Origin of the sequence: Bartonella henselae str. Houston-1 (assembly GCF_000046705.1) — a bacterium.
Lineage (GTDB): Bacteria > Pseudomonadota > Alphaproteobacteria > Rhizobiales > Rhizobiaceae > Bartonella > Bartonella henselae.
Window position 1 is genome coordinate 1,357,776 of record NC_005956.1, and the last position, 24,885, is coordinate 1,382,660.

Sequence of the window (24,885 nt, forward strand, 5' to 3'; positions counted from 1 at the left end):
ATAAATATCTTCAAAAATTATCTTCATACTGTTTAATATCGACCACCCCTACACATAAACTTGCACTTTAACAGTACTTGATAACAAATTCCCTCCAATTTTATACGTTAAATAGCGTTAAAACCACTCTCATTCAGGAGAATATTGTCATCAATTACATCATGATTATACTTTCTTTTATATTTTACAGTACTTAAGACGCGTTTATTTTTCTATTTCACTATAAAAAATACGCGGTGAGCTATTCCAAACCCATTTTTTGATACCAGATGTCATAGCGACAACATTATACTTCTGAAAGATAAAAGCATAAGGTCCTTTTTGCATAAGTTCTCGCTGCAAATCAGCATAGATTTGCGCTCGTTTTTTTGAATCCTTTTGAAACAACGCACTTTCAACTTTTTGATTCATACTTTGATCAAAATACCCATACTGCCAACTAGGATAGGCAGTATTTTTAGCCTCAAACCGATTATCAGGGTTGTAAATAAGACGTGAAGCCATGGTATGGGGATCGGCAGAGTCATTATTCCATCCGACAAAAATCGTATCAAAAGCACGTGCATAAAGTTTTGAAAACAACTGCGTACCTGCTAAACGCTCAATTTTAAGGTGTACCCCCACTTTTTCTGCATTATCTTGAAGTGACTGAGCAATAGACAAAGCATAAGGGGAGCTCCCTACTAAAAAATTCACTTCAAAGCCATTTGGATAACCCGCCTCCGTTAAAAGCTGTTTAGCTTTTTGAAGATCAAGTTTAAAAGGCTGTCCTTCTTTTTCATCCAAAGCGCCAAGATTCCCAATGGGAATAAAGCTTGCACGTGGAACACCAACACCTTTGAGAAGACTCTTTCCAAGTTCTTCATAATCAATAAGATAGCGCATCGCCAAGCGCACTTTTTCATTAGAAAAAATTGGATTAGTCATATTGAATCCCCAATACATCATGGACGGTTCCAACACTTTTTCAATCTTCACATCTGTTTTTGCTTGGAGATCTGCGAGATCTTCAGGAGTCAAATTACGTGCAACATCAATATCATGCTTTTGCAACAATAAACGTTGTGTCCCTGGTTCAGCAACATGACGAATTAAAACCTGCTTCAATTTAGGCGCTTTTCCCCAATAATGAGAACTTGCACGTAACAAAATAGCTTCCCCGGGCGCCAACTTTTTAACTGATAAGGACCAACACAAGCAGCATGATTAGCTAAATATTGATTTCCCATATCACCATTTTTTTCATGCTTCATAATTGTCTCACGATCAAGCAAAGCAGTAGCACGACTTGCGACAATATTATTAAGAATAAGTTCTACAGGATAAGGTTTATCAAATTTCATGACTACCGTCTTCTTATCTGGCGCTTGAAGAGCATCATCAACATTTTGTTCTGTGATACCATATTCATTAAATATTGCGGCATTGGCCATCTTTAATTTAACAATCCGCCTCATGCCCCAAACAAGATCATGAGCATCAGCAGGCCGACCATCATTAAACTTCAAACCATCGCGCAAATGAAAAGTAATCATTGTATTATGATCACCACCTGAAACATCCCAATGTGTTGCCAAAGAAGGAATCATTTTAGCGGGATCATCTGTAGCAGCACTAACCAAACTATCACAAACATTAAGAATAATTTCATTTGCATAAACATCATTGATTTTAGCGGGATCAAATGTATCGACTGCATCAATATTCCAAGCCATCACAAGGGTATTGGCAGGTGTTTTTGCTTGCACTTCTTGCACAAAGACTCCCATTGCAACAAGAGCAGAAATAAAAGAACTGCTGCTCTTCAATATCTTTTTTTTCAAGTTCATAAATTTTTCCTTTTAAATCTATTGCGACGATTAATTATTTTGAAATAAGATAGTATATAACAATAAAGACTGAACAAATACGCTTTGACGCCCCTACAGAAACTTTCACGTTTAAATTCACTAGCTTACATTGCAATTAAACTATACAAATATGCAACATAGCTTCAAGCAACTAATATCACATCCGTATGACATCTCTTTTCCCCCTCTATAATAAGCCACATTTCAGACTCAACCCCACTATCCAAGGTGTAAGCCAAGTGAAAAGCCATCGTACAAAAATTTGTAGATTTATCATTTCCTTAAACTATATCAAAAATAATTAATGTACAAAATTTAAAAACAATTACCCCTTAGACACCCAATCTTAAAGTGCACACTCACCCTTACCATATACCTTCTTCAAGACTGAACTGAACAGACAGCAAAACAAAAGAAAACATCCTTGTTAGAACTCTACCATCGTAAAAAGCTGTTTAATCTTTTGAAAGCTCCGCTTAAAAAGAAACCTTTCTTTTTTATCTACAATACAAAACAAACCTACAGAGATAAAACTCCAATGAGAAATATCGATTTTTCTAAACTCCATCTTTCTGAGGATGTCAGAGCTAATGAGAAAGTACATAATAAACGCAATCTTTTCATGAGTAACAAAATTATTCATTATCTACCCCCAAAAAGACATGACTAACTATAGGTCCTTTCCAATTTTGACGTTCATCATCGCTGTATATCCATTAAAATCATACATTCCTTCAACATCGCTTCCACTGGAAAATATTGTTTCCAAAAGAAAATTTTAGAAATGAACTAAATAATGGATACAAATTTATCTGATCTTAAACTTCTCCTAAAAAACTGGAACTCATATGTAGTAAAATTACTTCCGGAAAAAGAAAGCTATCAAATAATAAAGCGTAACACAAGCAACCTAAGCGATTTAAAACCTGTTTTCCATAATACCATTTTGTTCTGTATTACATGCACAAGCATTTGAGAAGAGAACACCATACAAAAATAGAACAATACACTGAAAACTACTTTACCTTCAGCAAAAACCATGAATAAAAGAGCTTGATATTTACCTTATATAACTGCCATATCAATAATAAGGACTTAAAACTGATAATACAAATTGCACTTATAATGATTTCAGAAATAAAAAATTTTAAAACACTATTCTTGAAAAATAACTCACTGAATTTTTCTTCACTTTTCCTGAAACCATATTGCTAACTCTGATAAAATCCAACATCATCCACTGCACCCAGAAGCGATAATCCAATGACAACAAGTATATTAAACAATCAAAAAACTGTTCCCCATTCTTTTATTGTTCTACTGAATAACTTCCCCTCTAAAAAAGTTGGCTTTTCACCCTTATCGACAAAAACATCCCTCAAGATGATCATTAACAATCCCAACAGACTGCATAAAAGCATAACAAATTGTAGGACCAACAAATGTCCAGCCGCGTTTTTTCAAATCTTTAGAAAGACGAAGAGAAGCAGGTGTTATAGGGTTAGCCAAGAATGTCTGAAAATCTACTGCTTCATAACGCTCCGATTGTGGTGGTTGAAAAGACCAAAAATACTGAGATAAACTCCCCCACTCTGTTATAAGTTCCTGTGCTCTCAATGCATTATTAAGTACCGATCGAATTTTCCCTTGATGACGAACAATATCTTTATTCTGCATTAAGATTTGCACTTTTACTTCATCATAACGAGTAATTTTTTCAAAATCAAAGTGATCAAATGCATCGCGAAAAGAAGAGATTTTTTTCAAAATTGTGAACCAAGACAGTCCTGCTTGAAAACCTTCAAGACAAATTTTTTCAAACAAACGGCGATCTTCAAAAACAGGTTTTCCCCATTCATTATCATGATAAGCACAATAAAGTGGATCTGTACCAGCCCATGAACAACGAACTTTCCCATCTGTTCCCATGAGAAGTCCTTCAGCAAGCGGTATATTTACCGTATCAAAAGAGCGTTCCTTGATCATCTTGTTTCGACTTGATCCGTTTAGATTTTGAAGATCGATTGAAAAAAGACTCCTGTGTTATAACGCTGATCTCACCATCAAAAAAGCGTAAATTTATCTGCTCTTTTTCAGGAATCTGCGCCAACCGTTTAATGGGTTTATTGTTTTGCCCCAAAGCCAAAACAAAGCCACGTTCTAAAATATTCTGGTAAGAAGTGCTTTTTAAAAGCCTAAACGCGATCTCTAATTGAGCGCGTTGTTTTTCCACAATGTGCACAAAAGCACGATGAAGACGTGCAGTATATTCCTTTGCACTGTGTTGAGCTTTTTCAGTATTCAGTAAACGCGGAGTAAAACGGATAGCAAGTGTATGAAAATAAAGACGTTTTTTATCGCAGCTTACACAAAGAGCACGCTCTAATCGACTTGAAATTTCATCGAAACCACGCCGTGGTAGAGCAAAAAGTTGGTCGGCAGTGGGAAGCGCACGTATAATAGCCCGCAATTTTTGTTGATGAAAATCAAAATAACGTGCAAGTCCGGTGCGCAAACGTGCACCAAGCGATACCACATATACTTCGAGATCAATCTTGACGGGCACAGCCTTCTCTGCTGCTGCTGTGGGAGTCGGAGCGCGCCAATCAGCGACATAATCAATCAAGGTCCAATCCGTTTCATGCCCAACAGCAGAAATAACCGGAAGGGAAGATTCATAAACAGCACGAACAACGACCTCATCATTAAATCCCCACAAATCTTCTAAACTTCCTCCTCCCCGTGCAACAATAAGGAGATCAGGTTTTGGAATAAGCCCTTCTAAAGGCAACACATTAAAACCTTTAACAGCAGCGGCCACTTCACGACCACTTGTCTCCCCCTGAACCCGTACAGGCCACACCAAGATATGCAACGGAAAACGATCCGAGATACGATGAATGATATCACGAATGACAGCACCTGTTGGCGATGTCACAACGCCTATAATTTTAGGCATATAAGGCAAAGGCTTCTTTTTTTCTTCGTCAAATAAGCCTTCCTCTGCAAACTTCTTCTTGCGATTTTCTAGAAGAGTCATCAAAGCGCCAACACCTGTTGGCTCAAGAGCTTCAATGACAATTTGATATTTTGATGACCCAGGATACGTGGTAAGCTTGCCAACAGCGATCACTTCCATCCCTTCTTCAGGAGGAAATTTAAGCTTTTCCATAATTCCGCGCCAAATAACAGCTTCCAACCGCGCCTTATCATCTTTTAAGGCAAAATAAGCATGACCTGAAGCATGAGCACCACGATAACCTGATATTTCCCCACGCACCCGTACATAACCAAACTTTTCTTCAACAACGCGTTTTAAAGCACCCGCTATTTCAGAAACACTAAATTCTGCTACATTTGTTGCTCCTGTTTTTTCAAAAAACAAATTCATCATTTTTTTCATTCACAGACGTTGAAACATTCAATCCTCACAGCCACACAAACACATCTTTATCGGAATGAATAGTCTCTCTAAAACAGGATGGCTCAAAATCTCAGTCTATACACAATATATTAACCGATTATGGAACTTTAATTTATCACAGTTAACCTTCGACGTATTGCAAAGTTTTTAACCCTATGCGAAACGCCGAAGATATCATAATCACGCTTTTTTATATTTTACCTTGCCTACACTGTGCTTATTTTTCAATGGCACTATAAAAAATACGTGGGGCACTATTCCAAACCCACTTTTTGACATCAGTTGTCATAGCGATAATATTATATGTCTGATAAATAAAAGCATAGGGTCCTTTTTGCATAAATTCACGCTGCAAATCCGCATAGATTTGTGCCCGTTTTTGTGAATCCTTTTCAAACAACGCATCTTCAACCTTTTGATTCATATTTTGATCAAAATACCCATGGCACCAACTAGGATAGCCCGTATTTTTAGCCTCAAACCGATTATCAGGGTTGTAAATAAGGCGTGAAGCCATTGTATAAGGATCCGCAGAATCGTTATTCCATCCCATAAAAATGGTATCAAAGCTACGTGCATAAAGTTTTGAGAACAACTGCGTTCCTACAAAATTTTCAATTTTAAAGTGCACTCCTATCTTTTTTGCATTGTCTTGTATAGACTGAGCCATAGGCAAAGCAAAAGGATAAGGAGACTTCCCTGCAAAAATATTAGCCTCAAAACCATTTGGATAACCTGCTTCTGTTAAAAGCTGTTTAGCTTTTTGAAGATCAAGTTTAAAGGGTTGCCCTTCTTTTTCATCCAAAGCCCCAAGATTCCCAATGGGAATAAAGCTTGCACGTGGAATACCAACATCTTTCAGAAGGGTTTTTCCAAGACCTTCATAATCAATAAGATAGCGCATTGCCAAACGCACTTTTTCATTAGCAAAAATTGGGTTTGTCGTATTAAATCCCCACATGATTACGGAGGGTGTCAATCTTTTTTCAATCTTAATATCTGTTGTTGCTTGGAGATCTGCAATATCTTCTGGCATCAAATTACGTGCAACATCAATATCGTGTTTTTGCAATAATAAACGCTGCGTTCCTGGTTCTGCAACATGGCGAATTAAAATCTTCTTCAATTTGGGTGCCGCTCCCCAATAATTGGAACTTGCACGCAAAAAAATCGCTTCCCCAGAACGCCAACTACTTAATTGATAAGGACCAACACAAGCAGCGTGACTTGCCAAATAGCGATCCCCCATATCACCATCTTGTTCGTGTTTCATAATTGTCTCACGATCAAGCAAGGCAGCAACACGACCAGTAACAATATGACCCAGAATGATCTCTGCTGGATAAAGCTTGTCAAATTTCATCACAACGGTTTTCTCATCTGGTGCTTGAAGAGTAGAATCAATATTTTGTTCTGTAATTCCATATTCGTTAAATATTGCCGCTGCAGACAACTTTAATTTGACAACCCGCTTCATGCCCCAAACAAGATCATGGGCATCAGCAGGCCGACCATCATTAAACTTCAAACCATCGCGCAAATGAAAAGTAATTACTGTACCTTGTCCATCATTTGAAACATCCCAACTCTTTGCTAAAGAAGGAACTATTTTAGCTGGATCGTCTGTAGCGGAATCGATTAAATTATCACAAATATTGGTAATAACTTCATTTCCATAACGTTCGTTGATCTGTGCAGGATCAAAGGTCTCGATTGAATCGAGATTCAAAGCCATCACGAGAGTATCTGCAGGTGTTTTTGCTGAAACTTGTTGCACAAACATCCCCATTGCAATAATAGCAGAAACAAAAGATTTTCTCCCTTTTAATATCTTTCTTTTCAAGTTCATAGATTTTTCCTTTTAAAGTTTATTATATAAATTCCCCCATAAATCAGTAGATCAGGTTTGAAAACATACCTCTCAGAGATAACATATCAAAACATTAAAGAACAATAACATCTCACCCCCTAAACCCGTATAGGCTAAACAAAAATATGCGACGAAAAACGATCTAAGGTACGATGAATGATACCCACACAAATAACCGTCACCACTGAGGATATCACAACGACTATAATTCTAGAACATATTAGGCAAAGAAGTCTTCTTTGTCTCATCAAACAAGACTTCTTCTTGCGATTTTTGAGAAAAATCATCAAAGCACCAACTCAGGTTGATTCAAAAACCTCAATAACAATTTGATATTTTGATGATTCTAGATAAGTGTAGCTGCTAACAATGGCCATGTTCACCCTTCTTCAGAGGAAAATTCGAGCTTTTCCATGAACCAGTACTAAAGAAGAACTCTCCCCAACCACACTTCATCATCTTTTAAGGAAAGATGGAATAATTTGAAGCATAAACTCCACAGTAACCTGATATTCTCCCACGTACCTGCATATAACCAAATTTTTCTTCAACAACACACTTTAAAGCCCCACGCTCTTTCAGAAACACTAAATTCTGCTCTACCTATTGCGCCTGTTTTCTCAATAAACAAACTTATTATTTTTTATCATCTCTTCATATAGATTGAAATATGCAATCTTAATGTATATATTACGTATTCTATAAAGATGGATAACCTCTCTCTAAAATAAGATATCTTGAAATTCCATTCTATACACAACATATTAATTTATATGAAACCTTCGACGTACTGAAAAAGTTTTACTATCATGCAAAATGTCGAAATGTTCTAAATATCTTCCTGCATATTCTTGTCCAACAAAAGAATATCCCTAAATTTCATGAAAGGAATACTATGAAAATATTACGTAAAATGCCAACAGAACACGAACGCGTTTCAGAAACCAGCACAGATGTTACACCAGTATTGCAAGGCGGTAAACTTGAAAGGAAAGTAAAGAAAAAGGAAAATAAATAGAAAGCTTTCCTTCTTGCTTCCTTTATAACAATTATACTGCTAAAATGTAATATATTCGAAAGTATATTATAATGAAAAAAAGGGAAAAGTTGTCCAATTCTTTTCATTCATTTCTTGGAGGAACATTAGGATATGTATTTCTAAAATTACTCCTTCTTTCACTCCTTGTTGGTATCGTGTTAAAACTTCTTGGTTGGACACCTCTTGGTCTTGTGCAAAAGATAATAGAATTTTTTAAATTTTTATGGGCAACAGGATTTACAACTTTTTCCAACTTCTTCCATATGGTTGTAATGGGAGCAATCGTTGTTGTCCCTACTTTTCTTTTTCTACGTATTTTCCGCAAAAAATAAAAACTATAGAGTTTTTCTCTCACTAATCTTTTCGAAAAACAAAACGGCATAACAAGCCTGTACTAACAGCCACAATCACTGCAATAATACCATAGAAAAAGCTATATTTGTGCGCTGCATGAAAAATTGTATAAGCAATATGGGCTTTAACGATTTCAAGAGTTGTGGTTGTACTATCAATAAACTGCCCATCGCGAAAAAGATAAGCACGAACCCGATAATGTCCAACAGGCGTATTTGCCGGCAAACGAAAATGTGCTGTAAAAAGTGCACCAGAGCCAAAACGAACGCCGCCTATCTCCTCATGATAAAGATTTTTAGCTTTTTGTAACCTTATAAGTTCATCACGAAAGATTTGCACTTTTTTTTGATCTTGTTCATCCGTTTGCAGCAACAAATAAGATAATCCCAACCCTAAGCGTTTATAACCTTCACTATTTGTAATATCATCAATCTCACGCGTTGTGACCATAGAATAAAAGAGAGGAACATTTTTAAAAATCAAGGAGTCTGCATTAATCCAAACACCAGCATTACGTTTCTTTTCCCGCATAACCATTGGCCGAGTTTGTCCCTCCAAGCTCACAACAATATCATAACGGTTCTGTCGAGAATATAAAGGATCGATATTTTCCAAAACACCAGCAATATAAAGATCACGACCATCAAAATGTGCATCAACCGTAATTTTATTCGTTGTTACGATAATTTGGATAGTTTCGTGATCAACTTGCTCAATGAATGCAGCTTTTGCGCCAACATGTGACCACGTAGAAAAAGAGACGACACAAAAGCAGCTTGCAATGATGCATAAAGAAAATAATCTACCCATTTTTATCTCATCACAATATCCAGAGAGAAAAGATTATCAGGGCGTATAAATAACTGGAAAGCAAGACGCATACATACAATCAACACCAAACATGCGAGCGCCAAGCGTAATTGTTCAGCCTTTAATTTTCTTCCAGCCCGTGTTCCATATTGCGCACCAATACTTCCCCCAAGCATCAGTAAAAAAGCCAAAACAATATCCACTGACTGATTAGTCACACTTTGCAAAACTGTAGTAAAAGAAGATACAAATGTAATCTGGAAAAGTGAAGTCCCAATCACCACACTAGTTGGAACGCGCAAAAGGTAAATCAATGCTGGTATCATGAAGAATCCGCCACCGATTCCCATAACAGAAGACAACAATCCAACAATGAGACCAATCCCTAAAACTGGAATAATGCTGATATAGATCATTGATGTCCGAAAACGCATTTTTAACGGCAACCGATGGATCCAATTATGCCGACCAATAAGACGAGTATTGACTTTTTGAGCTTTACGTTGACGCAGCATATCGCGCCAACTCTCAATAATCATCAAACTTCCCACACTTCCAAGAAGAAGCACATAGAGAAATGAAATCATTAAGTCTAATTGTCCCAATTTTTTCAGAACAGAAAAAATCTGAATCCCGACTAAAGAGCCAACCCCCCCCCCAATCGCTAAAAGAATACCAAGTTTGATATCAAGAGTGCGTCTTCTAAAATGTGTAATCGCTCCTGTCACAGAGGAAGCAATCATCTGATTAGCCCCTGTTCCAACAGCAATAGCAGGAGGAATATTATAGAAAATCAATAAAGGCGTAATGAGAAAACCACCACCAATGCCAAAAAGACCTGAAAAAAAACCAGCAACGACCCCCATGCCAATCAAGATTAGCATGTTGAGAGACATTTCAGCAATTGGTAAATAAATACTCACTTACAGAACCTTCAAGATAATTTGAATTTTTTAGATAATTCGAGAGCTCCTCTCCAATAAGCCTCTTCTACAACAGTTATTGTCACGTATTTAAAAGGATAATTTTAGATACCCCACATACCTTTATAAAATCACGAATGTGTAACACGTCTCATATCACTGTATCTAACATCAAAAATCAAAAAAACGAGCTCCTCTTAAAAAGCTATAAAAACATAACGCTATCGTTGCCATAAATGCAATGATTAAAAAACACCGAAAAATTTTTTTAAGAGAAGAATACAAAAAAAAGAAAGTTCTCTGAGGTTTCATATTTAAGGAAAGCGAGCGATCATACTCAATGCAATGACCAGATTCTTTAACATCAGAATACCTTTTTTTTATTGTAGAATGTGTTGCGAGCTCTCCAGTTTTTTTTGAAAAAGGCTTTAGAGCATCATTTTGTAAAGAGCTTTTATTTTCGTGTTGCAACGCATTTTCAAAATTTGTTTGGCTTGCAGTTATGCTGTTTTGTTTTGAACAATTTGATATCTCTTGGAGCAGCGAGCATTCTTGCTTCCCTTCACCTTCTATATCAGCAAGCTTCTGCACAACAGAAACAAGCGATTTTGAACGGTCTATAAGCCTTGTTCCCATTGTTTTTTCTATGCTTTTCTTTTGGTTCTGCAAGCTCTGAACAAGCATTATAATCTTCTCTAAAGACTCAAAAAGCTTTTTTTCTTTTTGGCGGCGTATATAATGCTCCGCTAAAATTGCCCGACTAATATCATCCAAGTAAGATTTAAAACTTTCTTCCATGAAACTGCGCGATATCACATTATGAGGCGAATGCTTCATCTGCATTTGTGTATGAACAGAACGTAATTTCTTAGCGATGTCGGACATTGTTACTTCAGCAGGTGTGTACGCCTTCTCCTTTTGCTCCACAACAAAAGAAGAAAGTTTATCATCCCTCACCTGCTTTGTAATATGGCTCTTCTTATTCACAAAAATTACCCCTCATTGTCTTCAACAAATGCTAAGCCGCATTAATTTTTTGCAAAGAATCGTACAAATGAGTGAAAAGTATGTTCTATTTTAGTAAATAGAGCTTTAAAAACTTTCAAAAATAATTTGAAAGAGTGATATTTAATTTTCCTGTTCTCAAAATTTGAATTGAAAAATCATGCCCCATTTTTACTTTTTTCTCTCTTTTTACATGACATTAAAGACCTCTTGCCTCATTATAAACTAAGTATATGCAACTAAAAAAGGATATTCTCATTTTTCTATTTGTATAACATTTAATCATTTTATACTCCTTTTCTTTCAGGTTCTTTTCACAAAATTATTTTACAAACTATGATAAACACATTCATTGAAAATAAATGCACATTGTTTTTTTACTCTTTATTCAAGGAAAAAAGGCAATGATTACAACGCAAGAAAATGCAAAATGGAGATTGGGAATAATGAAAAAAGAGTACAAGAAAACAGAGAAAGTTTATAGCATGAAAAAACCAATTATAAGTGAAGTTCAGTTTTAAACGATTTGGCTTCTTGTTGCTCTTACTATAAACTTGTGATCATAAAAACAAAGAGGATCATCATGAAAATAATTGTCGCTGTCAAACGTGTTGTTGATTATAATATCAAAATACGCGTCAAACCGGATAGCACAGGCGTTGATCTATCCCATGTAAAAATGTCTATGAACCCTTTTGACGAAATTGCCGTAGAAGAAGCAGTCCGCCAAAAAGAATCCGGCAAAATTTCAGAAGTTGTTCTTGTTTCAATTGGACCAGAAGCAGCACAAGAAACCCTACGAACAGGACTTGCAATGGGTGCCGATCGCGCACTCCTTGTAACAACACAAGAAACACTCGAACCTTTAGCAATTGCTAAAATTCTCAAGGTCATTGTCCAGGAAGAAAAACCAGATATGGTCTTTTTAGGCAAGCAAGCCATTGATGACGAGAGCAATCAAACCGGTCAAATGTTAGCCGCCCTTCTTGGTTGGGGGCAAGCAACTTTTGCCTCAAACTTAGACATAGAAAATGGACATGCTATAGTCGTCCGCGAAGTCGATGATGGAACCCAAACCCTTTCCTTACCCCTCCCCATCGTCATGACGGCTGATTTACGATTAAATGAGCCGCGTTATACTTCTCTGCCTAATATTATGAAGGCAAAAAGAAAACCCATTGAACAAAAAGCTCTCTCTGATCTTGGCTTAGAAACACGGAAACGTTTAACGGTCTTAAGCGTAGAAGAACCAAAACCTCGTCAATGCGGTGTTAAAGTAGCAAATGTAGCAGAGCTGGTCAGTGCGCTAAAACAAACAAATTGCATTTAATATTCGATAATCAATGGATCAAATGCAACACTGCATAAAAGGGTAAAACGTATGGCAATTCTTTTATTGGCCGAACATAATACAGAAGAAACGGCAAAAACGCTAAACGCTGCTCACGCAATCAGCAACGATATCGATATTTTAGTTTGTGGAACAAATGTTCAAGAAATCGCCGAGAACAGTGCAAAACTCACTGGTGTGCGGCAAGTTCTTGTCGCTGAAGCTGATTATTTAACACATCAATTAGCTGAACCTGTAGCGGACACGATCATCAAACAAGCGAATGATTATGATGTATTCATAGCCGCCTCTAACTGCATCGGAAAAAATGTCATGCCGCGCGTAGCAGCTCTTCTTGATGTTATGCAAATTTCAGAGATTATCGCCGTTGTTGCATCCGATACCTTCAAAAGACCAATTTATGCAGGAAATGCCATTGAAACTATACGTAGCAATGATAATAAAAAAGTTATAACAGTCCGCACTGCTTCTTTCACCCCAGCATCTTCCCAAAACAATGCTGCTCCCATTAAAACAATAACACCAGCTCTTAATCCAAACCTTTCTTCTTTCGTAAAAGCACAAACCAATAAAAGCAATCGCCCTGATCTTACTTCAGCACGTATTATCATATCAGGCGGACGTGGTCTTGGTTCACAAGAGCAGTTTATGGCACTCCTTCTACCACTTGCAAACAAATTAGAAGCTGCTTTGGGTGCCAGCCGTGCAGCAGTTGATGCAGGTTATGCTCCCAATGATTGGCAAATTGGACAAACAGGCAAAGTTGTTTCCCCTAAGCTTTATATCGCAGTTGGCATTTCCGGTGCAATCCAACATTTAGCCGGCATAAGGGATGCACAGGTTATTGTAGCTATTAATAAAGATGCGGAAGCTCCTATCATGCAAATTGCTGACTACGCCCTTGTAGGCGATCTTCACCAAATTCTTCCTGAATTAGAGAAAGCTTTATAAACCATGAATGCACCTATGCATCAACGCGAAAGCATGGAATTTGACATAGTAATTGTGGGAGCCGGCCCTGCAGGACTTTCCGCTGCAATTCGTCTGAAACAAATTAATCCAGAACTTTCTGTCACAATCGTTGAAAAAGGCACTGAAGTTGGTGCACATATTCTCTCTGGTGCAGTTGTTGATCCTATCGGTATTGATACACTCTTGCCAGAATGGAGAAAGGAACAGAATCATCCTTTCAAGACACCGGTCACCAGTGATCAGTTTTTTTTTCTAAAGCCCAAACATGCTACATTATTTCCCAATGTTTTTAATCCAAAAATCTTATCAAATAACGGATGCTATATCGTTTCGCTCGGGAGTGTCTGTCGCTGGCTAAGCAAAAAAGCCGAAGCGCTCGGTGTTGAAATCTATCCTGGTTTTTCCATATCGGAAACCATAGAAAACGATAACGGAGCCATCATTGGAGTCCTCACAGGTGATGTAGGCTTAAACAAAGATGGAACTCCTGGAAAAAATTATACGCCTGGTATGGCGTTATTAGCAAAATATACGCTGATTGCGGAAGGAGCGTGTGGCTCCATCGCAAAACAACTGATACAAAAATTTGATCTTAGCAAAAACCGTGAACCACAAAAGTTTGGTCTCGGTCTCAAAGAGCTTTGGGAAGTTGATCCCAAAAAACATAAGCTTGGTTTAGTTCAACATTTTGCCGGTTGGCCCTTAGATAATAATACTAGTGGTGGTGGTTTTCTTTATCACCAAGAAAACAATCTGATCTCTGTTGGTTTTGTTGTACATTTAGATTATAAAAATCCTTACCTTTCTCCCTTTGAAGAGTTTCAACGTTTTAAAACACATCCCAAACTCTATGAAATCTTCAAAGGAGCAAAACGCCTTTCCTATGGTGCACGTGTTATCAGCGAAGGTGGTTGGCAATCTGTTCCAAAACTGACCTTTCCTGGCGGAGCACTTATTGGCTGTTCGGCTGGTTTGGTCAATGTCCCTCGGATCAAAGGATCACACAATGCCATCTTATCTGGCATATTGGCAGCCGATAAAATTGTAGCAGCTCTTGCGCAAGGTCGCGCCCATGATGAAGTCAAAGAAATCGAAGAAGACTGGCGCAAAGGTCCTATTGGCAAGGATCTTTATAAAGCACGAAATGTCAAACCTCTCTGGGCAAAGTACGGCACAAAATACGGGATTAAGCTCGCCGGCTTTGATATGTGGTGGCAACAATTATTTGGATTTTCCTTATTTAAGACACTCTCACATGGAAAAGCAGATTACGCATGTCTTGAGCCAGCGGAAAATTTTCAACCCATTGCTTACCCAAAACCAGATGGTATGGTAACTTTTGACCGCCTTTCCAGTGTTGCGCTTTCTCATACACACCATGAAGAAAACCAACCTTGCCATTTAAAAATAGCCTCATTAGAAAAACAAAAAAATTCTGAATATGCAATCTATGGAGGTCCTTCCACCCGCTATTGCCCTGCTGCTGTTTACGAATGGTCAGAGTATAAGGATCACAAAACTTATATGATCAACGCTTCAAACTGCATACATTGCAAAACCTGTGACATCAAAGATCCCAATCAAAATATTAATTGGACCTGTCCACAAGGCAATGAGGGACCACTTTATCTCAATATGTAAATATTGTTCCTCTCTCTCAAATGAGAATCCCACTCAATATCTTTAATATACGCGTTTTTTCATGGATATGATGATATACAAAAAATCCCCCTGCATCTATCATTTATTCTCTTTATGACCAAAATTTACCCTCTTATCGCCCTTCTAAGCTTCACGATTTATGTCCACATATCTTATCTCAGTGTATTTGCTTGTTTTGCATCCTCATAGTCTCTCTCAAACCTTTACAGAGCTAGAAATCTTAGCATGATCATAAATTTTACATGCCTATAAACACAAACAAAGCCTAAAATCCTGGTATCATAATAGACCTTAGCATTGTCATAAAATTTCAAATGTTTAGAGATGAAAACTTTGCCAAAAATTTCAGCATGACCATAAACTTGAACACAAATCCTAATATTGCCGCATATTTTTGCATTTTCATAAACCCGGACAAAACCAAACACTCGGCCGTACTCATGAACCCGACAGTCACCCTCATGAGAGAGGTTACTTTCCTTTTCAATAAAGCCCCTAAGGCCACGCGCCTTAACATCAGCAAAATCTTTTAAGATTTTAATACAATAAAGGGTGTTAATATATTGTGGCATCTTTAATTTATTCGATTTCATATTTTTTAGCCATAAATAAAGTTGCAATATAATTTGGTAAAGTTTTAATAGAAAATTTTAGAAAGAAACGCTCCGCATCACCTGGAGCGTTTGTGAGACTTTCACAAGGATATTTTTTCCAATAAGGTTTATTTTTTAAATCTCAGTCTTACCAAACTTTATCGTCAATAACAGCATTATCTAGATACGTACATAATTTAAAATCAACGCATAATCATAAACATTGGCATGGACATACATACATGATTTGCTAAAAACCTCACCACCTTATAGCAGTGTTATCATAGACCTTGGCATTTTCAGAAACACAAACTTCATGAGAAAATTTGTTTTCCTTTTCAATAAAACTCTCTAAGATCGACCAGTTGTAACATCACTAAAATCTCTTAGTGCTTGAATGTGATAAAATATATGATTACCAATTCAAAATGTTGGTCCTTCTCTTGCATACAGTCAGTCCATAAAAAGCATATTTTGCATCTTTAAACAATTTTATCCATACATTTATCCCTCTTGTAAACGTACAAGCAAACGTCTTTTTGATTCATGATAAGAGAAATTGAAATAAGAAAATCTTACTGTATTAAGCGTTTTACGCAAGCAGCAAACAATGAATGATCTTTCTAAATGACTTATTACTGTAGAAAAATTCTGAATATCAATCTGCTTACTCTGAAAATATATAGAGCAGACAATTTTATAGATCTTGTATTCACGTAAGGTTGAAACAAACGCAGCAATATCGCTTTCCTGAGATCAGAAAGCAAATCTTTATCCAACATTTTAATATGTAAATGGAGCGTTTATTTTTTGCAAAGTAGTCTCAAGAGCTGTAGTTAAAGCACTTCTTCCCCCTTGGTGAGAAAAACAGTGTGACAAAAGCTCATTTGTTCCCCCCTTCGTTGAAAATTCTTTCTCAAGCAGTGCAAAATCAAGAGATGTAGAACAATCCTGATCCATAATCTTACGCATTTCATCAGTCAGGTTTCCAAACATCATAGCAAGAAAATCTGCTGATTGCTGCTTCTTTAACCCTTGTGTTATAAACCATTTATGGGCTGTTTCTATAAAATTAAAATAAACGCCCATAAGTGAACCAGCCGTCATGAAAAGATTAAACTGCTCCTCCGCATCCAACACCAATGTCCCACCCAAGGCATCAAATAAACTTCGTAAAAATGGATGATCAGGATAAATTGGCGTCAAATTTTTACATTCTGCCACAAAAGGAAGTGGAACAGCACGATAAACCTTATGGTTGATCCACTCTTCAACTTCTGCTGCTTTTGCCATGGCAAGCACGGAAACAACAAGCTGCTCTGGACGAAAACGAAGAGAACGCAAGACCTCTTCTGCAATTTGGTTGGGAAGACAAAGAAAAACACAATCACAGACATCTAACAACGCTTGATTATTCTCAGCAATGATAACCTTATCATAATTGCGTGAAAGATGCTCTGCTCTTTTTGCATTGCGTGGTGAGAGGATAATGGAAGGAACATCAAAAACGCTTCTCATTAAACCATCAACCATTGAAGCACTGATTTTACCTGTTCCTAAAAAGCCAATTGTCATTTTTACTCCTCGCTCTCAAAATTTCCAAGGACACCCAACCAACGCTTTGCCATTTTAACTTACATAGATACTAATTGAAGATGCAACACAAAGCATGGCAAGAATAATCAATGTCAAATAAACTTTAGGTTTATCAAAGAGCACCGCAAAAGCGGAAAACCAACCAACAATCGCAGCCGCTAATGCAAATAAAAAACCTGGTTTATTCATAAGCACGATATGCATTGCCATTAAACCACCAATAATCAGCGCCCCAAAAACAATCAACAAACCCGTTGCAAACTTTTCATAATCATCCATCTTTCACTCCTCATAGCGCTCAAATTATTAGGCACTTTTTCTAACGCATGTGTATAAACAAGATATTTTCCATCTACCATGGTTAAAACGATAGAGAAACTCTTATTTATTAGACATAAAAAATGCTGGAATATGCTGCGGCCAACGCCACGGTAAAATGGCGATCAAATCGAAGCGTACACATAAAAGAGCACGATCTTTTTGCCGTGCCAACCAAATATCGGCCGCGGCCTCAATGCGCCTCTCATTCACCCGAGAAACAGCAGCCATCGCTTCAGCTAGTGTTGAACGCGCTTTTACCTCAACGATTAAAACAAGATTTCCACGCCGCGCAATTAAATCAATTTCACCGCATTTCGTTTTAAAACGAATTTCAGCAATATGAAACCCTTTGCAACGCAACCACCAAGCTGCCCATTTTTCTGCACGAACGCCTCGATAGAAAGACTTTTGTCTATGTCCTTTTTGCGTAGTCTTTCCCATTGTTTTATGCATCTTTTAAAAAATTTAACCGCTGAAAAAGTTCTTGCTTTTTTAAGCCCGTTTTCTTTGACGCCAAAGAAGCCGCCTTAGCAGCAGAATAAGTACGCGCCAATTCTAATAACATTTCATCAATTTCGTGATCACTCATCACATTCAAAGAGGAAAGTTTTTGTCCAACAAGCACAACAATTTCCCCACGAATATGGGCTTGTTTCCCGTAACTCTCCGACAAATTACCTAAATTGGAAACATCGACTGTTTCAAACTTTTTTGTTAATTCACGGCAGATTGCAGCAGGACGATCAGCCGAAAAAAGAGCAACCATATCCTGTAAAGTCTCGACAAGACGATGGGGTGATTCATAAAACACCAAAGTCGCAGGGATGGTTTTTAATTGTTCCAATCGCTTTTGGCGTTGTGCCTTACGCGCACTCAAAAAACCAGCAAAGAAAAAACTATCAGTCGGAAGCCCCGTCGCAACAAGAGCTGCTAAAAGAGCTGATGCGCCAGGAATTGGAACGATTTTGTGACCAGCTTTGCGTGCTTCTTCTACCAGTCGAAATCCAGGATCAGAAATAAGCGGTGTTCCCGCATCGGATACAAGCGCTATAGCTTTATTTTCTTCCAAAGCTGTTAATAACTTGGGTCCTGCTTTTTGTGCATTATATTCATGATAAAGAAAGGTTTTTTTCTGAATACCGTAGCGTTCCAACAAAACACGCGTTACCCGCGTATCCTCACACGCTAGAATATCAACTCCTGCAAGCACTTGTAAAGCACGAAGAGTGATATCTGCAAGATTTCCTATAGGCGTTGCAACAAGATAAAGCGCTGGTTCTATAATAGGTGCAGAATAAGCATGAGCACCTATAAAATATGCTCTTTCACGCATGTTTTTCTTTCATATCCACTTAACCTCTCTCCCTCAACTCGTGGCTATAAGCTTTGCACCTAATTAAGCTATATCCACCAAAATCTTCTTTACCGCCCCCAAAATATCAACAGCTCGAAGCATGCACTCCAATAAGATGACTTTCCTCAAAATCCAATGCCTTTTTTGGCATTATAACCCATTTTGATGATCATTATTGCGTCCAGTAGAATAAATTTTTGATGTAATCAACGCCATATCAACCCCCATAACTTTTCACAAAACCTCTTCTCTAAAAGGCAAAGCAACAATTTTTCCCATTTCTATTTCTTACGCTTATTCGACTCTTTTAAGACTAAGTTTTACAGCACATGCCTATAACCGACTTTTTTCAAACCTACCTTATTCATTGATGTAAAAAATATTACCCCCAATAAAGATGAATCGTTCCTTTTAGCAACACGAACAACTGCTTGCATCATTGTTAAAAAGTATAAACGCACTCTTAAAATTCTTAAATTTTGCAAGATTCTCAAAAACCTTCGTAAAGCTCTGATGAATATCCAGTAATATTTCATAGAGGAAAAACATTTTATTGATACCTAAATAAGGTGTTTTTTATTTTATAAACATCTAAAATATATTGTTCTTTTCTTTAATTGACCGCTTTAAAACTCTCTATTTGGAAAAATATTTTACGATTTAGACAATTTAGTCTAAACTGTTCTCATTATAGTTTTCTTTGACATAAATACTAATTCTCTTTATTCTCCATTTCACTGCATTATCTATATAATTTATATGATTTACCCCCCTTTAAGTCACCCAATTACGTGACAGTTTTGCAATTTATTTAACCTTTATCCCTCTCAGCAACAATGAAACACTCGCACATTACAGTTACCAACAAAACAACTGTTTATGTTTTGAGTGATTGTCTCCTAGCAAAACCTATGAGAAAAAGATAAATTTAAAAAAATTTGTTTTTTATTTGCCCAACAATCGAACGATAAAGCTTAGTATGCTCCTCATCAGGCTTAGCAACAAAGATGGGGATACCGTCATCTGAAGAAGATCGTAAAGCTGCATCAAGCGGCACTTCTGCTAAGAAAGGGACTCCTCGACGTCTGGCTTCTGCACGCGTACCACCATAACCAAAAATATCGTAGCGTTTCCCTGTATCAGGAGCAATAAAATAACTCATATTCTCAATGAGTCCTAAAATGGGAACATTGACTTTCATGAACATTTCCATCGCCTTACGAGCATCAACTAAAGCAAGATCCTGCGGAGTAGAAACAATCAGTGCCCCCGTCAACTGTACTTGTTGAGCAAGCGTCAATTGAGCATCCCCTGTACCCGGTGGCATATCAACCACCAAAACGTCAAGAGGCCCCCATAAAACATCTCTTAGCAATTGTGTTACAGCAGCCATCACCATGGGACCACGCCATACCACGGGATTTTCCTCCTCCACCAAAAATCCCATCGACATCAATTTAAGGCCAAATTTTTCAAGAGGATGAAGCTTTTTCCCGTCAATATACTGTGGTTTTTGGTTAACAAGTCCTGTCAAACGTGGCAAAGAAGGACCATAAATATCCGCATCCATCAAACCTGTTTTGAAACCAGAATCTTGTAAAGCTAAAGCGATATTTATCGCCATTGTAGATTTACCAACCCCCCCCTTTCCAGAAGCAACCGCAACCACATGCCGTACACCTTCTATCGGCATTTTCTCAAGCAATCTATTTGCTCTCCGTTTTGGTGCAAAAAAAACTTCATCTCTCTGCAACTGAGAAGACATCTCTGGTCTTCTTTCTGTCGTAAGTGTGACAAAAACAGCTTCAACCCCGTCCAAAGCAGAGACCACTTCTTCGACAGAACGGCGCAACGATTCCCATTCTTGCACACGTCCATCAGGAACCGTAATGGAAAAGAAAACCTTGCCATGAACAACCAATATTTCTGAAAGAAGCCCCAAAGATACGATATCACTTTCAAAATTCGGTCCTTTAACTTTATGTAACGCATTGCGAATAGCATCGCTTGTGATAGAAACCACGCCCTTCCCTCTCTCTACAAATGCCAACGAACACAACAATAGGACAGCATTTAAAACTAATCATCCAAAATTTCCCACTTTAATGCGCCTTATTAAAGTGTAAATATCTAATACCTTATCTCTTTAAAACACGAAACCAATCTTAAATTAAAAAAACTCAAGCGCAAAACTTCTATAAATTCCCATCAAACATGCTTGTCGTACAAGCACTTCACAAATTTTTTTTATAAGACTTGGCAAACTTCTCATGTTAAAATTACCTCAAAGAACACTTTAATTATAATCATCCAACAGAAAATCACGCTTCTTTCTTTACTCCTTGCTTCTTGGTCGTTCACTTGCGGTACAGAAGAGATAACGATCAACCAAGTTATTACAACCACGTATTATCTTCCTTAAACTTTAAAGTGTCATGAACAAAATGTATATCCATCACGAAGCTTTTTGTATTGTTTCAAGAGAGAGAAAAATAATCTAAGATTGACTTTTTTTATGTTTTTCCTTATGGATTAACAGTCTTATAATAGGATTAGTTTTTTCATCTAGCACATAACTGCTCATAGAGCTAAGAAGGGCCGTACTCCGCGGTATTTAAATAAATGAAACGTACTTACCAACCCTCTAAACTTGTCCGTAAACGCCGCCATGGTTTTCGTGCACGTATGGCAACAGCGAGTGGACGTAAAGTCATTGCAGCAAGGCGTGCTCGTGGACGTAAGCGGTTATCCGCTTAAGCATTTAAATTTTCACAACCATTGAACAGTCCTTATTTATTTCTTCGTTGTGAAATTTTTGTTGTGAACCTTCAATGCCTGCTTTTGCAGGCATTTAGTAAAATTGCGAAATGCTTTTTATGAAGAAAAAACATCCCTGCCGCATTCGCAAGAGAGCGGATTTTTTGGCTGTACGCACAGGAGAAAAACGACGTGGTCCCTTATTTTTGCTCGAAGTTAAGTCGAGGGAACAAACAGCAGAAAGGGAATCTTCTCTTGTTGCACGTGTAGGTTTTACTGTTACACGGAGAAATGGCAATGCTGTCAAACGCAATCGTATCAAAAGGCGTCTGCGCGAAGCAGTAAGGGTTGGTTTAACAGACGATATGGAAGCAGGAACAGACTATGTTATTGTAGCGCATCCTGATGCGCTTCATGCACCTTTTACATCTTTAGTCAATGAATTAAGCCGGCGGATAAAACCAAAAACAAAACACCAGAAACGGCAACAGGGTAATACGAATGGAATATAACAGGAATTTCTTTATCGCCATTGGATTGTCTTTTGGAGTGCTTATCGCATGGCATTTTTTTTATGTGGCTCCCAAACAGACTGAGTTACAACAAAAACAATTAATCGCACAGCAACTGTTAAAACAACAGTCAGCAGTTTCTTCTCCAACTGCAAATTTTTCTGACAGTGCATCAACGCATGAATCAGCACTTATCATTAATCATCCAATGAGCCCTGAAATTCGTGATGCTGAATTAGCCAAAACAAATCGTGTTGCCATAAAAACCAATGAACTTGAAGGGTCTATTAATCTTGTTGGCGCACAATTTGATGATCTTTTGCTTAAAAAATATCGTCTGACAGTGGATAAAAAATCGTCAGAAATTGCTTTACTAAACCCCAAAGGCTTCAAAGAAACTTATCTTGCTGAATTTGGTTTTACAAGTTCATCCTTGTCAAAAGATGCTTTGCCACAATCGGATACACGGTGGCACATAGAAGGAAACAATACAACACTCACCCCTTCAACACCCGTCACTTTAATTTACAATAACGGACAAGGTCAAACCTTTCGTCGCATTCTTTCCATCGATGACCACTACATGTTTACCATTGAGGATTCTATTACAAATGAAAGTGATAAACCGATATATCTTTCATCCTATGCGCGCGTTGCACGTGCAGCTCCTCCAGAACACACAAATGCAACCTATTTGCTCCATGAAGGTATGATAGGGATCGCTGGCGATTCTCTCAAAACGGAAAAATATAAAACTTTAGCAGAACTTAATCCAAACCCCGATAATGGTCAAAAAAGTATGACTTTCTCCAAAGTCATAGGAGGTTGGGTTGGTATTACCGATAAATATTGGGCTGTAGCGGTTATTCCCCCACAAGATAAAGAATATACAAGCCGCTTTATTTATTTTGATCGCCTACAAACGCATTATCAATCTGACTTGCTCGGTTCGCTTTTAACAGTTGCTCCAAATGAGACAAAAACTATTACAAATCGTCTTTTCGCCGGTGCAAAACAAGTTGAAATTATTAATCACTATCAAAATGACCTGAAAATTAAGAAATTTGCTCTTTTAATCGATTGGGGTTGGTTTGATTTCATAACCAAACCCATGTTTTCGCTCATTGATATTCTTTATAAACAAACAGGCAATTTTGGTATAGCCATTCTTCTTGTCACAGTGCTCTTGAAAACACTTCTCTTTCCGCTAGCAAATAAATCTTATAAATCTATGGCGCGTATGAAACTCATACAACCGATGTTGCTGGAAATAAAAGAAAAATATCCAGAGGACCGAACCAAACAACAACAAGCAATAATAGAATTATATAAAACCCAAAAAATCAATCCTCTTGCAGGTTGCTGGCCAATGTTGGTTCAATTTCCAATATTTTTTGCTCTTTATAAAGTTCTGTATATCACCATTGAAATGCGGCATGCACCCTTCTTCGGTTGGATTCAAGATTTAGCAGCACCCGATCCAACTTCTCTTTTTAACCTGTTTGGTCTTTTGCCTTATACAGTTCCGGCATTTCTGATGCTTGGTGCATGGCCTTTGATCATGGGCATAACAATGTTTTTACAAATGCGTATGAACCCGGCTCCTCAAGACCAAACGCAAGCTATGATCTTTGCATGGATGCCAATTGTCTTTACCTTTATGCTCGCATCCTTCCCTGTTGGTCTAGTCATCTATTGGGCATGGAACAATATATTGTCTATGATTCAGCAAGGTATTATGATGAAACGTCAAGGTGTAAAAATTGAGCTTTTTGATAATCTTAAAGCCATGTGGAGAAAATCACCCAAAAAAGAAGCGCATGAATGACAGAATATTCTTCCCTTTCTGGAATTTTTTTTCACAATTGGGTTTTTATTCGCGGTGTCCCTACAATACGTTTTCTTCCTCCCGAAGGACCACCAGAGATCGCATTTGCCGGACGTTCCAATGTGGGAAAGTCATCTTTGATCAATGCACTCGTCCGACAAAAAAGTTTAGCGCGTACCTCAAATATGCCAGGACGTACCCAAGAACTTAATTACTTTGTACCTGATGGTTTCAGTGGGCGCCCAGAGGATCTCCCCCCTATAGCACTGGTGGACATGCCGGGTTATGGTTTTGCAAAAGCTCCTAAAAATTTGGTTGATGCATGGACAGATTTGATTTATAGTTATTTACGGGGGCGCACAACACTAAAACGTGTTTATGTGTTGATTGATTCACGTCATGGTATTAAAAAGAATGATGCAGAGATTCTAGAGCTTCTTGATAAAGCAGCCGTTTCTTATCAGATTGTTTTGACCAAAAGTGATAAAATAAAATCAAGCGTTCTTGAACAACGCATAATAACCACAAAAACAAAGCTTCTCAAACGTCCAGCAGCTTATCCTGAAATTCTTGCAACATCCTCAGAAAAAGCATTCGGTTTGGAAGAATTGCGTGCTGCCATTTTGCAAACGATCGCAGTGTAAAACACCTTGCTGTTATTAAG

21 protein-coding genes and 2 pseudogenes are annotated in these 24,885 nt (G+C 37.7%); 9 read left to right on the forward strand and 14 right to left on the reverse strand.

The window, feature by feature from the left end:
* Positions 1 to 204 precede the first annotated feature (204 nt).
* From AYT27_RS06195 to AYT27_RS09290, 5 genes and pseudogenes are all read right to left on the reverse strand, one after another.
* Positions 205 to 1,829, reverse strand: a pseudogene (locus AYT27_RS06195) (ABC transporter substrate-binding protein).
* Between the two features lie 1,380 nt (positions 1,830 to 3,209).
* Positions 3,210 to 3,836 (reverse strand): DNA-3-methyladenine glycosylase I, encoded by a 627-nt coding sequence (locus tag AYT27_RS06205; protein ID WP_011181053.1) that lies wholly within the window; start codon positions 3,834 to 3,836, stop codon positions 3,210 to 3,212.
* Positions 3,814 to 5,241 carry an exodeoxyribonuclease VII large subunit gene (gene xseA / locus AYT27_RS06210; protein ID WP_011181054.1) on the reverse strand — a complete coding sequence of 476 codons (1,428 nt, stop codon included), beginning with the start codon at positions 5,239 to 5,241 and terminating at the stop codon, positions 3,814 to 3,816. The genes AYT27_RS06205 and xseA overlap by 23 nt, the downstream gene beginning before the upstream one ends.
* A gap of 250 nt (positions 5,242 to 5,491) precedes the next feature.
* Complete coding sequence (locus tag AYT27_RS06215) at positions 5,492 to 7,123, reverse strand: ABC transporter substrate-binding protein (protein WP_011181055.1); 1,632 nt, start codon at positions 7,121 to 7,123, stop codon at positions 5,492 to 5,494.
* Between the two features lie 137 nt (positions 7,124 to 7,260).
* Positions 7,261 to 7,781, reverse strand: a pseudogene (locus AYT27_RS09290) (exodeoxyribonuclease VII large subunit); the annotation flags it as partial.
* 258 nt (positions 7,782 to 8,039) lie between these two features.
* Here AYT27_RS09290 and AYT27_RS09570 point away from each other — a divergent pair.
* Complete coding sequence (locus AYT27_RS09570; protein ID WP_263283912.1) at positions 8,040 to 8,162, forward strand: hypothetical protein; 123 nt, start codon at positions 8,040 to 8,042, stop codon at positions 8,160 to 8,162.
* Between the two features lie 71 nt (positions 8,163 to 8,233).
* The gene (locus tag AYT27_RS06220; RefSeq protein WP_011181056.1) at positions 8,234 to 8,515 is read left to right on the forward strand and encodes a DUF6460 domain-containing protein; all 282 of its coding nucleotides are present in this window, start codon (positions 8,234 to 8,236) and stop codon (positions 8,513 to 8,515) included.
* Positions 8,516 to 8,537: 22 nt separating this feature from the next.
* Here AYT27_RS06220 and AYT27_RS06225 read toward each other — a convergent pair whose 3' ends face one another.
* The 3 genes from AYT27_RS06225 to AYT27_RS06235 all read right to left on the reverse strand — a co-directional run bounded on the left by AYT27_RS06225 (position 8,538) and on the right by AYT27_RS06235 (position 11,257).
* Positions 8,538 to 9,347: a TIGR02186 family protein gene (locus AYT27_RS06225; protein ID WP_011181057.1), complete on the reverse strand. Its 810-nt coding sequence runs from the start codon at positions 9,345 to 9,347 to the stop codon at positions 8,538 to 8,540.
* Between the two features lie 2 nt (positions 9,348 to 9,349).
* Positions 9,350 to 10,270 (reverse strand): sulfite exporter TauE/SafE family protein, encoded by a 921-nt coding sequence (locus AYT27_RS06230; protein WP_011181058.1) that lies wholly within the window; start codon positions 10,268 to 10,270, stop codon positions 9,350 to 9,352.
* Between the two features lie 171 nt (positions 10,271 to 10,441).
* A complete protein-coding gene (locus AYT27_RS06235; RefSeq protein WP_034448001.1) occupies positions 10,442 to 11,257 on the reverse strand; it encodes a hypothetical protein in 816 nt (271 codons plus the stop codon).
* Between the two features lie 601 nt (positions 11,258 to 11,858).
* Here AYT27_RS06235 and AYT27_RS06240 point away from each other — a divergent pair.
* From AYT27_RS06240 to AYT27_RS06250, 3 genes are read left to right on the forward strand one after another with little or no spacing between them, the layout of a single operon-like run.
* Positions 11,859 to 12,605, forward strand: coding sequence for an electron transfer flavoprotein subunit beta/FixA family protein (locus AYT27_RS06240; RefSeq protein WP_011181060.1), 747 nt, complete (start codon positions 11,859 to 11,861; stop codon positions 12,603 to 12,605).
* 51 nt (positions 12,606 to 12,656) lie between these two features.
* The gene (locus AYT27_RS06245) at positions 12,657 to 13,577 is read left to right on the forward strand and encodes an electron transfer flavoprotein subunit alpha/FixB family protein (protein WP_011181061.1); all 921 of its coding nucleotides are present in this window, start codon (positions 12,657 to 12,659) and stop codon (positions 13,575 to 13,577) included.
* Between the two features lie 3 nt (positions 13,578 to 13,580).
* The gene (locus tag AYT27_RS06250) at positions 13,581 to 15,239 is read left to right on the forward strand and encodes an electron transfer flavoprotein-ubiquinone oxidoreductase (protein WP_011181062.1); all 1,659 of its coding nucleotides are present in this window, start codon (positions 13,581 to 13,583) and stop codon (positions 15,237 to 15,239) included.
* Positions 15,240 to 15,463: 224 nt separating this feature from the next.
* On the opposite strand, the gene AYT27_RS06255 is transcribed toward AYT27_RS06250, so the two are convergent.
* The 6 genes from AYT27_RS06255 to AYT27_RS06280 all read right to left on the reverse strand — a co-directional run bounded on the left by AYT27_RS06255 (position 15,464) and on the right by AYT27_RS06280 (position 21,147).
* On the reverse strand, positions 15,464 to 15,853 hold the full coding sequence (locus tag AYT27_RS06255) for a hypothetical protein (RefSeq protein ID WP_049784554.1): 390 nt from the start codon (positions 15,851 to 15,853) through the stop codon (positions 15,464 to 15,466).
* A gap of 783 nt (positions 15,854 to 16,636) precedes the next feature.
* On the reverse strand, positions 16,637 to 17,428 hold the full coding sequence (locus AYT27_RS06260; protein ID WP_011181064.1) for a pyrroline-5-carboxylate reductase: 792 nt from the start codon (positions 17,426 to 17,428) through the stop codon (positions 16,637 to 16,639).
* A gap of 54 nt (positions 17,429 to 17,482) precedes the next feature.
* On the reverse strand, positions 17,483 to 17,728 hold the full coding sequence (locus AYT27_RS06265) for a hypothetical protein (RefSeq protein WP_011181065.1): 246 nt from the start codon (positions 17,726 to 17,728) through the stop codon (positions 17,483 to 17,485).
* 102 nt (positions 17,729 to 17,830) lie between these two features.
* Positions 17,831 to 18,211, reverse strand: coding sequence for a YraN family protein (locus AYT27_RS06270; RefSeq protein WP_011181066.1), 381 nt, complete (start codon positions 18,209 to 18,211; stop codon positions 17,831 to 17,833).
* A 4-nt stretch (positions 18,212 to 18,215) separates the two neighbouring features.
* Positions 18,216 to 19,103 (reverse strand): 16S rRNA (cytidine(1402)-2'-O)-methyltransferase, encoded by an 888-nt coding sequence (rsmI, locus tag AYT27_RS06275; RefSeq protein ID WP_011181067.1) that lies wholly within the window; start codon positions 19,101 to 19,103, stop codon positions 18,216 to 18,218.
* Between the two features lie 949 nt (positions 19,104 to 20,052).
* Positions 20,053 to 21,147, reverse strand: coding sequence for an Mrp/NBP35 family ATP-binding protein (locus AYT27_RS06280; RefSeq protein ID WP_011181068.1), 1,095 nt, complete (start codon positions 21,145 to 21,147; stop codon positions 20,053 to 20,055).
* Between the two features lie 599 nt (positions 21,148 to 21,746).
* Here AYT27_RS06280 and rpmH point away from each other — a divergent pair.
* The 4 genes from rpmH (at position 21,747) to yihA (ending at position 24,865) form a co-directional block, all read left to right on the forward strand.
* Positions 21,747 to 21,881, forward strand: a complete 135-nt coding sequence (gene rpmH, locus AYT27_RS06285) for a 50S ribosomal protein L34 (protein WP_011181069.1) — start codon at positions 21,747 to 21,749, stop codon at positions 21,879 to 21,881.
* A gap of 119 nt (positions 21,882 to 22,000) precedes the next feature.
* A complete protein-coding gene (gene rnpA, locus AYT27_RS06290) occupies positions 22,001 to 22,393 on the forward strand; it encodes a ribonuclease P protein component (RefSeq protein ID WP_034448170.1) in 393 nt (130 codons plus the stop codon).
* A complete protein-coding gene (yidC, locus tag AYT27_RS06295; protein ID WP_011181071.1) occupies positions 22,383 to 24,221 on the forward strand; it encodes a membrane protein insertase YidC in 1,839 nt (612 codons plus the stop codon). The genes rnpA and yidC overlap by 11 nt, the downstream gene beginning before the upstream one ends.
* Positions 24,218 to 24,865, forward strand: a complete 648-nt coding sequence (yihA, locus tag AYT27_RS06300; RefSeq protein ID WP_011181072.1) for a ribosome biogenesis GTP-binding protein YihA/YsxC — start codon at positions 24,218 to 24,220, stop codon at positions 24,863 to 24,865. The genes yidC and yihA overlap by 4 nt, the downstream gene beginning before the upstream one ends.
* Positions 24,866 to 24,885 lie beyond the last annotated feature (20 nt).

Bases quoted from the DNA above. Each gene is read 5' to 3' on its own strand.
- AYT27_RS06205 (WP_011181053.1), bottom strand. From the start codon at position 3,836: ATGATCAAGGAACGCTCTTTTGATACGGTAAATATACCGCTTGCTGAA.
- xseA (WP_011181054.1), bottom strand. From the start codon at position 5,241: ATGAATTTGTTTTTTGAAAAAACAGGAGCAACAAATGTAGCAGAATTT.
- AYT27_RS06215 (WP_011181055.1), bottom strand. From the start codon at position 7,123: ATGAACTTGAAAAGAAAGATATTAAAAGGGAGAAAATCTTTTGTTTCT.
- AYT27_RS09570 (WP_263283912.1), top strand. From the start codon at position 8,040: ATGAAAATATTACGTAAAATGCCAACAGAACACGAACGCGTTTCAGAA.
- AYT27_RS06220 (WP_011181056.1), top strand. From the start codon at position 8,234: ATGAAAAAAAGGGAAAAGTTGTCCAATTCTTTTCATTCATTTCTTGGA.
- AYT27_RS06225 (WP_011181057.1), bottom strand. From the start codon at position 9,347: ATGGGTAGATTATTTTCTTTATGCATCATTGCAAGCTGCTTTTGTGTC.
- AYT27_RS06240 (WP_011181060.1), top strand. From the start codon at position 11,859: ATGAAAATAATTGTCGCTGTCAAACGTGTTGTTGATTATAATATCAAA.
- AYT27_RS06245 (WP_011181061.1), top strand. From the start codon at position 12,657: ATGGCAATTCTTTTATTGGCCGAACATAATACAGAAGAAACGGCAAAA.
- AYT27_RS06250 (WP_011181062.1), top strand. From the start codon at position 13,581: ATGAATGCACCTATGCATCAACGCGAAAGCATGGAATTTGACATAGTA.
- AYT27_RS06255 (WP_049784554.1), bottom strand. From the start codon at position 15,853: ATGAAATCGAATAAATTAAAGATGCCACAATATATTAACACCCTTTAT.
- AYT27_RS06260 (WP_011181064.1), bottom strand. From the start codon at position 17,428: ATGACAATTGGCTTTTTAGGAACAGGTAAAATCAGTGCTTCAATGGTT.
- AYT27_RS06265 (WP_011181065.1), bottom strand. From the start codon at position 17,728: ATGGATGATTATGAAAAGTTTGCAACGGGTTTGTTGATTGTTTTTGGG.
- AYT27_RS06270 (WP_011181066.1), bottom strand. From the start codon at position 18,211: ATGGGAAAGACTACGCAAAAAGGACATAGACAAAAGTCTTTCTATCGA.
- rsmI (WP_011181067.1), bottom strand. From the start codon at position 19,103: ATGCGTGAAAGAGCATATTTTATAGGTGCTCATGCTTATTCTGCACCT.
- rpmH (WP_011181069.1), top strand. From the start codon at position 21,747: ATGAAACGTACTTACCAACCCTCTAAACTTGTCCGTAAACGCCGCCAT.
- rnpA (WP_034448170.1), top strand. From the start codon at position 22,001: ATGAAGAAAAAACATCCCTGCCGCATTCGCAAGAGAGCGGATTTTTTG.
- yidC (WP_011181071.1), top strand. From the start codon at position 22,383: ATGGAATATAACAGGAATTTCTTTATCGCCATTGGATTGTCTTTTGGA.
- yihA (WP_011181072.1), top strand. From the start codon at position 24,218: ATGACAGAATATTCTTCCCTTTCTGGAATTTTTTTTCACAATTGGGTT.